Below are 14177 nucleotides of genomic sequence, written 5' to 3'. Positions count from 1 at the left end.
ATGGTCCGGCCGTCCAGCACCCGCAGGGTGTCCTCGACGGACAGGCACTCGTTGAGGCCGTCGCTGTGCAGGGCGACCTGGACGTCGTGCTCCTCGGCCACCCGCAGGGCGGTGTCCAGGGCGCGGGTGTGGGCTCCCATGTCCTCGTGGACCTTGAAACCGCAGGCGCCGCCCTCGGCCAGCGCCTCCACCAGCGGAGCCGCGTCCGAGGACGAACCCCGGGCCAGGAAGCCGATGTTCACCGGCCAGGCGTCGAAGGCGTTGAACCCGTGCCTGAGGGCCCAGGGCGAGTTCACCCCCACACCCCAGCTCGGCCCGATCTCCTGGCCGATGATCGTCGTCACGCCACTCGCGAGGGACGCCTCCATGATCCGCGGGGAGAGCAGGTGCACGTGGGTGTCCACGGCTCCCGCGGTGGCGATCAGGCCCTCGCCGGACACCATGGTCGTGCCGGTGCCGACGACCACGTCGACGCCGTCGAGGGTGTCCGGGTTCCCGGCCCGGCCGATCGCGCGGATGCGGCCCTCACGGATACCGATGGACACCTTGCGGATGCCGAGCACCGCGTCGATGACCAGGACGTTGCTGATCACCACGTCACAGGTCTCGCGGACCGCCGCCGCCTTCAGGTGCAGACCGTCACGGGCCGTCTTGCCGAAACCCGCCAGGAACTCGTCACCCGGCTTCTGCGCGTCGGACTCCACCCGGACGACGAGCCCCGAATCGCCGAGCCGGACCCGGTCCCCCGCCCTCGGGCCGTGCACCGCGGCGTACTCGTGCGGGTCGATGTGCCGGCTGCCCGGCGCGCAGTGCGCACTGTGATCGCCGTGCCGGGTCGGTCTGCTCATTGGGTGGTTCCTTCGGGGGTTCCTTCACGGGTTCGTTCTGGGGTGGCCGCGCCCAGGTAGCCGCACGCCTCCGCCCGGGCCAGCGCGAGCGCCTTGGCTCCGGGGGCGTCCAGCGGGCCGTCCACCAGGCCCGCGAAGCCGATCGCGATGCGGTCGCCGCCGATGGGGACCAGGCCCACCTCGACGGTGGAGCCCGCGTCGAAGCGGACGGACGAACCCGCGGGGACGGCCAGCCGCATGCCGTACGCGGCGGCCCGGTCGAAGTCGAGGCGCGGATTGGCCTCGAAGAAGTGGAAGTGCGAGGTCACGCTCACCGGGACCGTCGCGCGGTTGCGCACATCGAGGACCACGGCCGGCGCGACGGCCGGGACGGTGTCCGCGGCGGGCAGCACGGCACCCGGCGCACCGTCGTCACGGGGGCACTCCCCGAAGGGTTCGCTGACCGCCGCGAGCCGGGTGCCGTCCTCGAACACCGCCTCGACCATCACCTCGGTCACGATGTCGACGACGCCGGGCAGGACGTCGTCCGGGCCGAGGACGCCACGGCCGCGGGCGAGGGCGTCGGCGAGGCGGAGGCCGTCGCGCGCCGCCTCGCACACCGTGTCGGCGATCACGGCGGTCGCCTCCGGGACGTTGAGCCGCAGGCCCCGCGCGTGGCGGGCCCGCGCCAGTTCGGCGGCGCCGAACAGCAGGAGTCGGTCGCGTTCGGTGGGCGTCAGCGGCATGACGCCCACCGGGTGTCCGCCCAGGGATCCTGGCCTGTCGAAGCCTTCATGATCTGTCCATTCCTTCGCTCGGGGGCGGGTGCGGGGGCCACCGGGGCCGCGGGTTCCGCGGTACGGATGGGGAGGTGCGCGGAGCGCCTGGACCGTGGCGGCGGGACGGAGAGCGGTGGGCCGGGCCATGTCCGGCGGGGGATCCCGGGGCCCACGGGGGGCCGGAGCGGAGCTCGGCGGCCGGCGGCGGCTCGGGCCTTCACTCTGGCATTGACTGAAAATTCAGTCAATAGATGGGACAGCGAAAGGTCCGGGGCCCCGCAGGGCGGGGCGGCCCGGGTACGTCAGTTCTGCCGGAGCCCGGCCAGTTCGGCGTCGACGGCCCCGCGCATGAGTTCCCGCGCGTGACCGATCTGGATGCCACCACTGAGCCAGCGCATGCTGAGCCCCTCCAGGAGGGCGGTGAGCCGTTCGGCGGCGGCCGCGAGCGACGAGGCGGGCGCCATCGGCTGGACCTGGCCCAGCAGTGCGGCGACCTCCTGGACCCATACCAGGGTCGCCCGGGCGAGATCCTCGCGGAGCACCTCGTCGAAGACGGCGCTGGCCCGCAGTTCGCCCCAGGCCGAGCTGTTCTCCCGTACCTCGGCGGTGTCCTGGAGCTCCAGCAGCAAGGTTTCCTCCAGCTCTTCCCGAGGGGTGAGCGGAGGGTCGTCCGGGTCGCGGTCGGTGGTGTAGCGCTCGGCGCGGTCGTTGATGAACTCGAGGGTCTGGCGCAGGACCCCCGTACGGTCCTTGAAGTGGTAGTAGATCAGGGCGGTGGAGACCCCGGCCTCGGCCGCGAGTTCCTCCACGCGCAGCCCGCGGACCCCGCGCCGGGCGATCACCCGTGCGGCCGCTTCGAGGATCTGAGTGCTGCGAGACGCCATGACCCGCACCTTACCGGGGCCCTCCCGGACAGGTGCACACGGCCCGTCACCGGGAGTTCGGGGCGCGGCGGACATCAGGCCGCCGGCGGGACGGCAGGATGCGACTGGGTGGCGCAGTGGATGCCACCGCCCCCGCCGGCGATGTTGTCGATGCCGACCTGGACCACCTGCCGACCGGGGTGGGCGGCCCGCAGGATGGTGTACGCCAGGCCGTCGGCGTGGGCGTCGCCGAACTGCGGGGCGATGACCGCGCCGTTCGCGGTGTAGTAGTTGGTGTAGCTGGACAGGAACTCCGCTCCCCCACCGCGGATGAGGCGGCGATCGGGGCCGGGGAGTTCCGTGACGGAGAGACGGCGGCCGCGGGCGTCGGTGGCGCTGTCCAGGGCCCGCTCGGTCTCCTCGTAGACGGCGATCCACTTGCGGTCCGCGCCGGCTCCGGGCTTGTCGAGGATGACCCGCCCCGGGGCGGTGAAGCGGGCGAGGCAGTCGATGTGGCAGTCGGTGATGTCCTGCCCGGCCAGCCCCGGGACCCAGATGACCTTGTCGATGCCGAGCGCCGATTTCAGGGCCTGCTCGACCTGTTCCTGGCTCATGCCAGGGTTGCGGTTGGCGTTCACCAGCGAGCTGACCGTGGCCAGCAGGGTTCCCTCACCGTCGGTCTCCAGCGAGCCGCCCTCCCCGACGAAGCCCGCGCGGATCCGGGGCACTGCGTACTCGTCGAGGAGGATGCCCGCGGCCGCCGCGTCGTTGGCGAACGGCTGGGCGTACGGCGTGCCCGTCTTGCCCCAGCCGTTGAAGTTGGTGTCCACCCCCGCGACGGCTCCCGGGCCCACGACGAAGGTGGGGCCGAAATCGCGGATCCACAGGTCGTCGTTGGGGATCTCGATGACGTCGACGGCGTGGCGGGCACCGCGCCCGCAGCGGTGGCGGGCTTCCGCGGCCTGACCGGGGCGGGCCAGCATCACGACCGGCTCGAAGCGCGATATCTCGTACGCGACGTCGGCGATGTCGCCGCGCACCGCGTCCAGCCTGTTGCCCCACACCGAGGAGAGGGCGGGCCAGGACATGTAGGTACGGACGTGGCGGTCGCCCTCGTCGGGCATGCGCAGGGTCGCGGAACCTCCGTCGGGGGCGGGGTCGGGGGCGGGGGCCGCGTGCGCGGCGGAGGGAAGGACCGGACCGAGGGCGGCGAGCGGCAGTGCCGTCGCTCCGAACCGGAGCAGGCGGCGGCGGGTGGTGCTGGGCATGTCCATGGGTCTCCCTCAGGGGTGAACGGTCGGGATGACTCGGCACCCTTGCGTTAACTGAAAATTCAGTCAAGCCATGTCGGGGGCCTCAGCCCTGTCGGTACTGGTCGACCGCGATGGTGACCGAGCCGTCGGCGGGCGCGGCGACCAGCCGCACGATGGCGATCTCGCTCCGGTCCGGGCTGCGCACGCAGAACGGCCGCGCCTTGCCGAGCGTGCCGAAGGGCAGCGCACTGGCGGGACGCGATTCGATGCCCCGCACGCAGTCGGCCGGGGTCAGCGCGGCGCCGTCGGCGACGAAGGCGTCCGACTCCCCGGACGGCAGGAAGGCCTGACCCTCGCGGGCCAGGTACCAGGCGGCCGTCTCGGCGGGCACCACCTTGCCCGCTCCCAGATCGAACTCGTAGCCGGAGTCGGGGGCGGTGAGCTGGGACTTCGTATAGCCGGGCAGGTAGGCGGGGCCGGTGGGCGGCGTCGCCCCGCCCCCGCCCGACGGCGTCGGCCCGGCGCCCGAGGGCGTTGCCCCGCCGTCGGCGGGCGCGGTCGGTCCGACGGCGGGTCCCGCGTCGGGCTCCCCTCCCCCGTCCACGGGGTCGTCGAAGTAGTACACGGCTCCGCCGCAGGCCAGCAGGGTGGCGGCCACCGCCAGGGCCACCGCCGGCAGCCGCCCGCGCGGGGCCGCGCGGCGGCGGGCCCCCGGGGCAGGGGCCCCCACCGGGGCGGGTACGGGCCCCCACGCGGGCGGGGCGGCCCGCGTGGGAGCCGGGGCGACGGGCGCCGCCGCGGCCGCAGGGTGGGCGGCTGCGGCCGCCGTCGGGGCGAAGTGATCGCCGCGCGGATCCTCCGGGGCGGCTGCGCCCGGCGGCTCGGTGACCTCCTCCCGCACCGGACGGGGGAGCCAGCCGTCCGTGAACTCCGGCCGCGGTCCCACTTCGGGGTGCGCGTGCACCGACGCCATCAGTTCGACGGTGGTGGGGCGGTCCTCGGGACGCTTGGCCAGGCACCACGAGATCAGTTCGTGCAGGTCAGGGGGTACGCGGGTGAGGTCGGGAAGCTCGTGGACCACCCGGTAGAGGGCGCCGGACTCCGGCCCGTTCCCGAAGGGCGGAACCCCTCCCGCCACGTACGCGGCCAGCGTTCCGAGAGCGAAGACGTCGGTGGCCGGTGTCACCTGCCGGCCCAGCGCCTGCTCGGGCGCCATGAAGGCGGCGGTGCCGATCCGCAGGCCCGTTCCGGTGAGGGCGGCCGCGTCCGCCGCGCGCGCGATGCCGAAGTCGATCACTCGGGGACCGTCCCCGGCGACCAGCACGTTGGCCGGCTTGAGGTCGCGGTGGACGACGCCCGCCCGGTGGATGGCCTGGAGCGCCTCGGCGATGCCCGCGACGAGCAGCAGCACCGTGCGCACCGGCAGCGGTCCGTGCCTGCGCACCACCTCGTGCAGCGACGGGCCGGGCACATAGGCCGTGGCCAGCCACGGGGTGCGGTCGTCGACCCCGGAGTCGACCACCTGGGCCGTGAACAGGCCGTGGATCCGGCGGGCGCTGGCCACCTCCTGGGCGAACCGCTCACGGAACTCGGAATCGGCGGCGAACTCCGCGCGGACGGCCTTCAGCGCGATGGGGCGACCCCCGGGCGTGTACGCCAGGTAGACCACCCCCATACCGCCGGAGCCGAGACGGGCGTGGAGGCGATAGCCGCCGATCTCGTAGGGGTCGTCGGCGGACAGCGCCGTGGGGGTGGGCAGTACGCCGGGGGGCTGCTCGGGCATGCGGTGGCTCTTTCAACGGTGCGGCAATGATCTGGGCGCATCGTGCCGCTAACTAAACTTTCAGTCAATGTGTGACAATGCGAGACGCACACGGCCAGGAGGGATCACACAGTGACCGACCGCAGACGAGCAATCCTCACGGGCGCCGCACGGGTCATCGCGCGCCGCGGCGTCCGCGGGCTGCGGGTGGCGGACCTGGCGGCCGAGGCCGGCGTGTCCACCGCCCTGATCTACTACCACTTCAAGGACCGGCCCGGGATCCTGCGGCACGCGCTGGCGTTCATCGGGGACCGGGCGGACCGCTACACCGCGACGGGCGAGGGCCAGGTCGCGGCCCGGCCGTCCGATCCGCGGCAGCTCCTGGAACAGACCCTGCTGCTGGAGTTCCAGGACCTGCCCGAGGTGCGCGAGAACAGCACGGCCTGGGGGGAACTGCGGGCCCACTCGGTCTTCGACCCGGAGCTGCGGGAGGACCTCGCGACGGCGGGGGCGGCCTGGGTGGCGGAGGTCGCCGGCCACCTCGCCGAACTGTGCCCGGCCGCGCCGTCCGGCGCGGTCACGGCCGGCGCCGAGCGGCTGACCGCCCTGCTGGAGGGGCTGAGCGTCCGCTGGCTCAGCGGCCTGCTCCCCCTCGAACACGCCCGCGGTCTGCTGCACGAGGCGATCGGAGTGGAAATCGGACGACTGGGTTCCCTCACCTCCGCGAATTGACTGAATTTCCAGTCAGTGGGACAGTGACGACACGAGGCCGCATCACTCTCCGTGCAGAGCGGCCGTTCGCGGCGCGGAGCGCGCAGTCTTGTTCGTAGGGCCCGGTTTGTCCGCCTACGCCACACCTTCGCGCCCGCCCTGGCCGGATGCACCCCTTCCGCCAGCCCACGATCGGAGTCCCCCCGTGTCCTTCCTGCCCCCCACCCGTCGGACCGTCCTTCGCACCCTCGCCGGAATCGGCGCCATCGTCGCGGGCGCCTCGGCCTGCGGCCCTTCCGCGACGGGAGCCACCGCCGGCTCCTCGCAGCCCGCCACGGCGGGCGGCAAGCGTCGTCTGGGCGCCGAGTGGGAGAGCCACACCCGCACCTTCATGTCCTGGCCGGCCCTGGCATCGGTCTGGGAGGAGGACCTGCCGTACGTACGCGAGGACATCGCGCGGATCGCGCGGGCCGTCGGGGAGTACGAGGCGGTCGTCATGATGGCCCGGCCCGATCAGGCGGACGCGGCCCAGCGGGCCTGTGGATCGCAGGTCGAGGTGATCCCGCTGGCGGTCGACGACCTGTGGGCGCGCGACACCGTTCCCGTCTTCGTCGAGGAGGGCGGGAAGGTCGTCGGCGTCGACTTCAACTTCAACGGCTGGGGCAACAAGCAGGAGCACAAGAACGACGGGGCCGTCGGGCGCACCCTGCTCCAGAAGTACGGGATCCCCCGGGCGCAGGCCCCCCTCGTCGCCGAGGGCGGCTCCTTCGAGCCCGACGGCGAGGGCACCCTGCTGATCACCGAGAGCTCGATCGTCAACGACAACCGCAACCGGGGGAAGAGCCGGGACGCGATCGAGGCCGAGCTCAAGCAGACCCTGGGCGTCGAGAAGGTGGTGTGGCTGGCCGGCGTACGCGGTGAGGACATCACCGACGCCCACGTGGACAGCCTCGTCCGCTTCACCGCGCCGGGTGTGGTGCTGCTGGACCGCGCACACCCCAGCACCCCGCCGGACTCCTGGTCCCGCTCCGCCGACCAGGCCAAGTCCGTCCTGTCGAAGGCGACGGACGCACGCGGCCGGAGCTTCGAGGTCATCGACCTGCCGCAGCCCGACCTGGACAGGATCACGGGCCAGGGCGACGACTTCGTGTCGACGTACGCCAACTTCTACATCGCCAACGACGCCGTCTTCATGCCCAAGTTCGGGGACCGCAAGGCCGACGACAAGGCCCGCGGCATCCTGCAGGAGCACTTCCCGAAGCGGGACGTCGTGCCGGTCCCGATCGACACGATCGCGTCGGGCGGCGGCGGCATCCACTGCTCGACCCACGACCAGCCCGGCAAGCCCGCGGCCTGACCACCGAGCCACCAGGCCACCGGGCCACTGGAACGGAAGAGTTCCACGGGCCGCGGTGCGCGTTGTCAGACCCCTCCCCCATGATGGAACGCCGCAAGGGGCATGGAGGAGGGGCATGTTGGAGAAGCTCACCGCTGCGGACCTGAAGAATGTATTCCGGTTATCGGAAGCCGCGTGGTCGCGCATCGCGGGCGACATGATCGACCCCATCGATTCCGCCTACACCGAAGGCGAGACGATGTGGTCCGGACACGCGTTCGGCCGTTGGCTCGCCACCGAGCATCCCGGCCTCGCGGGCAAGGGTCCCCTCCTGCTGCGCCCGGCGCCCACGGTCGAGCCCCGGTACCTGGGCGGCGTGTACCGGACTCCGGAGGACGACACGGCCGTCGACGCCGAGCTCTTCGCCGGGCTGTGGCGGACTCACGCGGGCGTGGTCGCCGTCGTCTATCCCCTGCACGGCAGGATCGACGCGGGGAGGGAGCTCCTCGACGTCCACGACGACGCCGACACCCTCGTCGCCGTCGGATACGCCTACGATCTCGACGGGCCCGGGCTGCGCGCCGTGGATCGGGACCGGCCCGATCTCGTCTACGACCCGTCCTGGGCGCAGTTGGCCGCCCATCTGGGGACCCGCGTCCCGTGGTGGCCCGGCGCGCTGCGCCGCGAGGAACACCTGACCGCGTGGCGGCACGGGGACGAGCCCCAGCCGGTGGAAGTGATCACCTTCCCCTCGTGGGAGCCGCTCTACGCGCTCGCGCGCCAGGAGCCCGAAGGATCCCCGCTCCGGCGCGCCTGTTTCACCATCGGCCACCGGATCCGGGCCGGAGCCGCGGACGGCGCCACAGAGGAGATGGAGAACCTCCGCACGTGGGAGGGGTCGGCGGTCGGCTCGATGGTGTTCCCGGCCGTGCCGGACCCGGCTGATCCCGGCCTCGCCGAGGTCGCCACGGACGACGTCGTCGGCGCCGGACTCGCCGAGCTCTGCGCACGCACCGACGACCTGGCGGTGGAGTGCCTCGAGCAGGTCAGCGGGTGGAGCGGCGCCGAGGACCTTCCGTACGGCGGCACGTTCGAGGTGACGCGGACGGCGGTCACCCGGCCCGCGGCCGAGTGGATCAACCGGCTGCGCGCCGTGCCGCCGACCGCGCTCCATCGCGTGTGGGAGGAGGCCTACGACACCGTGGGCACCTTCGTCGATCCGGCGACCGGGAGCCCCGTGGTCGCCGTGAAGGGGAAGTCCCGCTCCCGGGACCCCCGCGAGATCACCTACATCGGGCGAGCCCCCAAGCGGCTTCCCGCCGGCTCGGTCCTCAAGGAGCTCATCCTCGACGAACCGATCTGGGTGCGCACCGGCGACGGGCTGCTGTACCCGGTCCCCGCCATGGACGCCCCCGGCCTGACCTGGGGATACAGCGGCTCGGGGCCCACCACCCTCGCCGAGTGCGTCGGGCGGCTGCTGGACGACGGGGGCGCCCACGCCGTCACCTACGACGACGACGGATCGAAGGACGAACCCGGGCTCCGGGCCTACTTCCGGCTCAGGCACGAGCGGGGAAAGCGCATCTCGCGGCGGGAACTCATACGCGTCCGCAACACGCCCTGAGTTCCCTCTCCCCCGCCTCACCCCACCCGCGCTGACCCGCGTCCGTCCCGAAAGGCCCTGCGCCCATGCCCCGACCCCGACCGCGCCCCGCATGGCAGGTCGCCGACTTCTTCGCCCTGGAGCGGGAAGCCGAGGTGTACCTCGGCGCGGTGGACGCCTGCGTGGCCGAGCCGGCCACCGCGCGGCGCCTGGGCGTGCGTCCACAGGCGACCGCCGAAAGCACCCGTGCGGCCATGCTCACCGAGGCCAACGTCGCGCGCGCCGTCGAACCGTGCCGGGACACCCAGGCACGCTTCCGTTCCTGCCTCGAAGAGCAGGAACGGCTCCGTAGACGGGTCGACTACCTGCGCAACGGAACGCATCCGGCCACCGTGGTGCTCTGCTCGACCACCCTGCTGACGCTCCTGTTCCTCGTCTTCGCCTCCTGGGCCACGGCCCTCGCCACCGCCGTGATCCCGTTCCTGACCGCCGCCGCGGTGTGGCGGCACCCGGTGTGGCGCATGAGCGTCCTGCTGAACCTGCGGGAATGGTGGCTGCGGCCGGGCCTCGCCCTCTCGGGCCGAAGGAGCGAATGGACCGAAACCGCCTGGAGCCGGGACCTCCAGGAGAACGGGGTGCGCCCCCTGGTCGCCCGCGTGGTGGAGGCACTGCTCGGTGAGGACCACGACTCGCTGCTCCTCGCCGACAGCTACGACGGCCTGCGCTCGCCGCGCAATCCGCAGTACGTGATCGACAGTCCGGCGGCCCGGAGCCTCGCCCGCAAGATGACCCAGCTGGAGAGCGGCGGGACGATCGCGGTCAGCGGTTCCCGTGGCGTGGGCAAGTCGACGCTCCTGGAAACCTGCGCGAACGATGCCGGGTTCGCGGTCGTCGTGCAGGCACCGGCCACCTACTCCCCGTACGACTTCCTGCTGTCCCTGTACGTCAGGACGTGCGAGAGGTACCTCGTCCACCAGGGATACGAACCTCCCGCGTTCGTCCGGCTCTCGACCTTCCGCAGGGCTGCGCGCCGGCTGTTCCCCGCTCTCCGCAAGGCGCTCACCCTGCTGGCCTTCGGGCTGGCTGCGGGCGCGCTCGTCGTCCTCGGCCTGGCCGCGAGCGCGCGCTCCCTCGCGACCCGGTACGGACATTCCGTACGCGCTCACGCCGCGGAGTACGGGCACCGGGCGACCGACGTGGTGGTGGACGTCTGGCGGGGCGAGCGGATCGGGACGGCCGTTCTCATCGTCATCGCCGGTGTGTTCCTGTGGAGCCTGCGGCGGTGGAGCCGGTGGCGGGACCTCCGGCGGCGCGCCCGGAGCGGGATGGCCGTGACGGGGGTGGTGCTGGCCCTGGCGGCGTTCGTCTCCCTGCTCTTCGACGGCCAAGTCCGGACCGCCGCGGGGAAGATGGACGAAGACCCACGGGCCCTCCTCCTGCTGCTCTCGGCACTGGTCGGACTGGCGAACCTGCAGCCCGAACGGGATTGGGAATTCCGCGGCCGCATGCTCCTCGGCTCCGTCGCCCGTGGTCGGATCGCGCTCGGAATGCTCCTCGTGTCGATCGCCCTGCTCCTCACCAGACCCGCACCGCAGGCGATCGCGACCGACCCCGAGAATCCCCTCCGGCTCGCCTGCGTTCTCGCGGGACTGCTGCTGATCAAAGCGGCCCTCTGGAACCCGTCGAACCCGATCCCGCCCCTCGTGTCCGCCTGCCAGGACGAGCTGTACCGGCTTCAGACCCTGCAGACGGCCTCCTCCGCCGTCACCGCGGGGGCTCCGCAGCTCCTCACCACGCACACGGCCTCGCTGTCGACCCTGCCGCCGAACTTCCCCGAGCTGGTGTCCGACTTCCGTGACCTGCTGACGGGCATCGCCGCCGAGCAGCACCGGCTGGAGCAGCGCGTCGTGATCGCGATCGACGAACTGGACCGGCTGGGCTCGGACACCCAGGCGCTCGCGTTCATGAACGAGATCAAGGCCATCCTGGGCGTGCCCCACGTCCACTACCTGATCTCGGTCGCCGATGACGTCGGCGCCTCCTTCGTACGCCGGGGGCTTCCGCACCGCGGTGTCACCGACAGCTCGTTGGACGACATCGTGCACGTCCTGCCGTGCACGCTGGAGGAGTCCAAGAAGATCCTCGGGCGCCGGGCGTCCGGCCTGTCCGAGCCCTACAAGGTGCTGACGCACGCCCTCGCGGGCGGGATACCCAGGGACCTCATCCGCTACGGCCTGCGCCTGGACGAGATCAAGTCCAAGACCCAGCTCATCGAACTCACCGACATCACACGGCAGTTGATCCTCGAAGAGCTCGGCGACACGCTCGCGGGGTTTCGCACGCTCCTGAGCAAGCAGCAGTGGACGCCACTGACCAGCGCGGTCCTCATCGCGTTCCGGAACCTGACGGGCCATGTCCGTCCGGGCTGCCCCTGCGTCTCCCCCGAGCTCCGGCGGGCCCTGGAGCACGTGGCCTTCCACCCCCTGCACCGAAACCTGGGCGAGGAGCTTCCGGACGCGGCCCGGAACCTCATCGACGAGGCGTCGGCGTACGTCCTGTTCTCCCTGACCCTGCTCGACATCTTCGGCGAGGGCGACCTGGCCCGCCGCCGGGACGAGGCGGCCGCACGAGGGCCGGGAGGGGACCTGGACCTGCTGGGCCAGGCCCGTCAGGAGCTGGAGGTGTCCCCGTACAGCGCCCGGCAGTTGATCGGCTCCATCCGCACCGCGTGGCGGCTCCCGGACGGCCCGGCCGCCGGCCCGCCCCCGACGGTCCCGCCCGCCCGCAGCTCCGACTGCCCCCGCCACCCGCGGCCGGCGGCCTGACGGGCCGGCCGGGGGCGGCGTGCTCGCGGGTAGGGTGTGGGTGCAGCTGGTTCGCCCCCGTCCGCCAGACGGGACGCGTCGTAAGAGGGAACCCGGTGGGAATCCGGGACTGCCCCGCAGCGGTGAGCGGGAACGACCGCCGTCATACGCACTGGGACCGGAACCGGTCCTGGGAAGCGACGGCCAGTAGGTGCCCGCCGGGAGACCGGCAGGCGCGCCCGCGAGTCCGAAGACCTGCCACTGCCCGCACGCCGAAACGTCGTGCGGGGTCCCGAGGAACGCCTCCGGGACCTTTCTGCCGCGACTCGCGAAGGAGAGTTGACGTGGCCGATCAGACCGTCGCCACCACAGGACGCGTTGCCAAGAGTCCGGGTGACTCCCGGGTGACGCTCGCCCACATCATGAGTGAGCACGACACCAACCTCTACGGCACCATCCACGGCGGCGTGGTGATGAAGCTCATCGACGACGCGGCCGCCGCCGCGGCGGGCCGCCACGCCGACGGACCCGCCGTCACCGTTGCCGTGGACCGGATGTCCTTCCTGGCGCCGGTGCGCGCCGGTGACCTGCTCAGTGTCGACGCCGAGCTGGAACGGGCGGGCCGGACGTCGATGACGGTCGGCGTGCGCGTCCGGGCCGAGCGCTGGAACGCGTCGGGCCCCACGACCGAAGTCGCCACCGCGCGACTGGCCTTCGTCGCGATCGACGCCGAAGGCAGGCCGCGCCCCGTCCCGACCCTCGACGCCCCCGACCCACTCCCCGCCTAGGCCGCCTCTTCCGCACGGCGCCGCTACCGGGGCTCCACCCTGCGCCTCAAACGCCGGCGAGGCTGAATTGGTGCGGCGAAGCCGGAGGCGGTGCGGCGCAAAGATCGGGGCTCCGCCCCGGACCCCGCTCCTCAAACGCCGGAGGGGCTGAATATGGTGCGGCGAGGCCGGAAGGTGGGGCGGGCCGAGGGATCGGGGCAGCCGGGCCGGTTGGGGCGGGGTCGGGTGTGTGTCGGGGTGATCCCCGCAGGGCGCCAAACGCAAGGTGCCCAGTCGCTCCGACTGCCCGCCACGTTTGGCGCCCGAGGAGACACCCCGGCGCGCGCCCGGCCCCGTCCCAACCGGCCCCCGCCGCACCCGGAACAACCGGACCCCGGAACATTCGATCCCCCCGCGGTGAGAGGACCACCCATGCCCCGCAACCACCACCCGAAGGCCGTGCTGTCCGCACTCGCCGCGGCCCTGCTGATATCCGGCTGCGGCGGCCCGGCCGCGCCCTCCGCCGCCTCCTCGCCGGAGGCGACCGGCTCGGCCGCCGCCGGCTTTCCCGTCACCCTGGACAACTGCGGGGTGACGAGCACCTATCGGCGGCCCCCGCAGCGCGCCGTATCGCTCAACCAGCACGCGACCGAGGTGATGCTGTCGCTCGGCCTGGAGAAGTCGATGGTGGGGACGGGCTATCTCGACGACAAGATCCTCCCCGAGTACCAGGCCGCCTACGACGGCGTGAAGGTCCTCTCCAAGGAGTACCCGTCCTTCGAGGCGCTCCTGGAGGCCGAGCCCGACTTCGTCTACGGCGGGTGGACCTCCACCTTCGACGAGAAGGAAGGCCGCAGCCGGGCCGCCTTCACCAAGGCCGGGATCAACACCCGCCTCAACACCGAGGAGTGCCCCACCGGTCCGGTGGACGTTTCCGCCATGGACGAGGAGATCCGTACGGTCGCCAAGATCTTCGGGGTGCCCGAGCGGGCCGAGGAGCGGTTGGGGAAGCTGCACGCCACCCTCGACGCGGTGGAGTCCCGGCTCACCGGGGTCACCCCGGTCAAGCTCTTCGTGTACGACAGCGGCGACAAGACGGCCTTCACCGCGGGCGGCAAGGGCATCGGCAACGAGATGATCCGGCGGGCCGGCGGGGTGAACCTCTTCGCCGACCTGGACAAGGCCTTCGGCGACGTCTCGTTCGAACAGGTGGCGCAGCGCGCCCCCGAGGCCATCGTCATCTACGACTACGGCGACCAGTCCGTCGAGGACAAGAAGAAGTTCCTGCTCGCCCATCCGGCGCTGAAGGACGTGCCCGCGATCAAGAACCAGCGGTTCGCGGTCCTGCCGCTGTCCTCCACGGTGGTCGGCGTGCGGGTGCCGGCGGCCGTCGAGTCGCTGGCGCGTCAGCTCCACCCGGGCCGCGTCCAGTGACCGGGGCGGGGACGGGAGCCCCCGCGGCCCCGGCTGCC

General features: G+C 72.6%; 11 protein-coding genes and 1 riboswitch. Of the genes, 6 read left to right on the top strand and 5 right to left on the bottom strand.

Features of this window, described 5'->3' with window-relative positions; all coding sequences use genetic code 11:
- The 5 genes from AB0D29_RS30375 to AB0D29_RS30355 all read right to left on the bottom strand — a co-directional run.
- The coding region (locus tag AB0D29_RS30375; protein WP_362858610.1) for an amidohydrolase family protein at positions 1 to 848 on the bottom strand (848 nt) is incomplete at its 3' end.
- Positions 845 to 1573 (bottom strand): urease subunit gamma, encoded by a 729-nt coding sequence (ureA, locus tag AB0D29_RS30370; RefSeq protein WP_362858609.1) that lies wholly within the window; start codon positions 1571 to 1573, stop codon positions 845 to 847. The genes ureA and AB0D29_RS30375, both read right to left, overlap by 4 nt.
- A gap of 335 nt (positions 1574 to 1908) precedes the next feature.
- On the bottom strand, positions 1909 to 2490 hold the full coding sequence (locus AB0D29_RS30365; RefSeq protein ID WP_362858608.1) for a helix-turn-helix domain-containing protein: 582 nt from the start codon (positions 2488 to 2490) through the stop codon (positions 1909 to 1911).
- Between the two features lie 74 nt (positions 2491 to 2564).
- A complete protein-coding gene (locus AB0D29_RS30360; RefSeq protein WP_362858607.1) occupies positions 2565 to 3737 on the bottom strand; it encodes an agmatine deiminase family protein in 1173 nt (390 codons plus the stop codon).
- Positions 3738 to 3825: 88 nt separating this feature from the next.
- Positions 3826 to 5505 carry a serine/threonine-protein kinase gene (locus AB0D29_RS30355; protein ID WP_362858606.1) on the bottom strand — a complete coding sequence of 560 codons (1680 nt, stop codon included), beginning with the start codon at positions 5503 to 5505 and terminating at the stop codon, positions 3826 to 3828.
- Positions 5506 to 5616: 111 nt separating this feature from the next.
- On the opposite strand from AB0D29_RS30355, the gene AB0D29_RS30350 reads away from it, so the two are divergent.
- From AB0D29_RS30350 to AB0D29_RS30325, 6 genes are all read left to right on the top strand, one after another.
- Positions 5617 to 6216, top strand: a complete 600-nt coding sequence (locus AB0D29_RS30350) for a TetR/AcrR family transcriptional regulator (RefSeq protein WP_362858605.1) — start codon at positions 5617 to 5619, stop codon at positions 6214 to 6216.
- Positions 6217 to 6400: 184 nt separating this feature from the next.
- The gene (locus tag AB0D29_RS30345; protein WP_362858603.1) at positions 6401 to 7552 is read left to right on the top strand and encodes an agmatine deiminase family protein; all 1152 of its coding nucleotides are present in this window, start codon (positions 6401 to 6403) and stop codon (positions 7550 to 7552) included.
- Between the two features lie 115 nt (positions 7553 to 7667).
- Positions 7668 to 9155, top strand: coding sequence for a hypothetical protein (locus AB0D29_RS30340; RefSeq protein ID WP_362858602.1), 1488 nt, complete (start codon positions 7668 to 7670; stop codon positions 9153 to 9155).
- Between the two features lie 65 nt (positions 9156 to 9220).
- The gene (locus AB0D29_RS30335) at positions 9221 to 11959 is read left to right on the top strand and encodes a P-loop NTPase fold protein (protein ID WP_362858601.1); all 2739 of its coding nucleotides are present in this window, start codon (positions 9221 to 9223) and stop codon (positions 11957 to 11959) included.
- Positions 11960 to 11989: 30 nt separating this feature from the next.
- Positions 11990 to 12216, top strand: a riboswitch (cobalamin riboswitch).
- Positions 12217 to 12282: 66 nt separating this feature from the next.
- The gene (locus AB0D29_RS30330; RefSeq protein WP_362858600.1) at positions 12283 to 12726 is read left to right on the top strand and encodes an acyl-CoA thioesterase; all 444 of its coding nucleotides are present in this window, start codon (positions 12283 to 12285) and stop codon (positions 12724 to 12726) included.
- Between the two features lie 411 nt (positions 12727 to 13137).
- Positions 13138 to 14139, top strand: a complete 1002-nt coding sequence (locus AB0D29_RS30325; protein WP_362858599.1) for an ABC transporter substrate-binding protein — start codon at positions 13138 to 13140, stop codon at positions 14137 to 14139.
- The last annotated feature ends 38 nt before the right edge of the window (positions 14140 to 14177 follow it).

It is taken from the genome of Streptomyces sp. NPDC048424, from assembly GCF_040651555.1.
Classification (GTDB): domain Bacteria; phylum Actinomycetota; class Actinomycetes; order Streptomycetales; family Streptomycetaceae; genus Streptomyces.
This window is presented reverse-complemented; position numbering and strand designations above follow the sequence as displayed.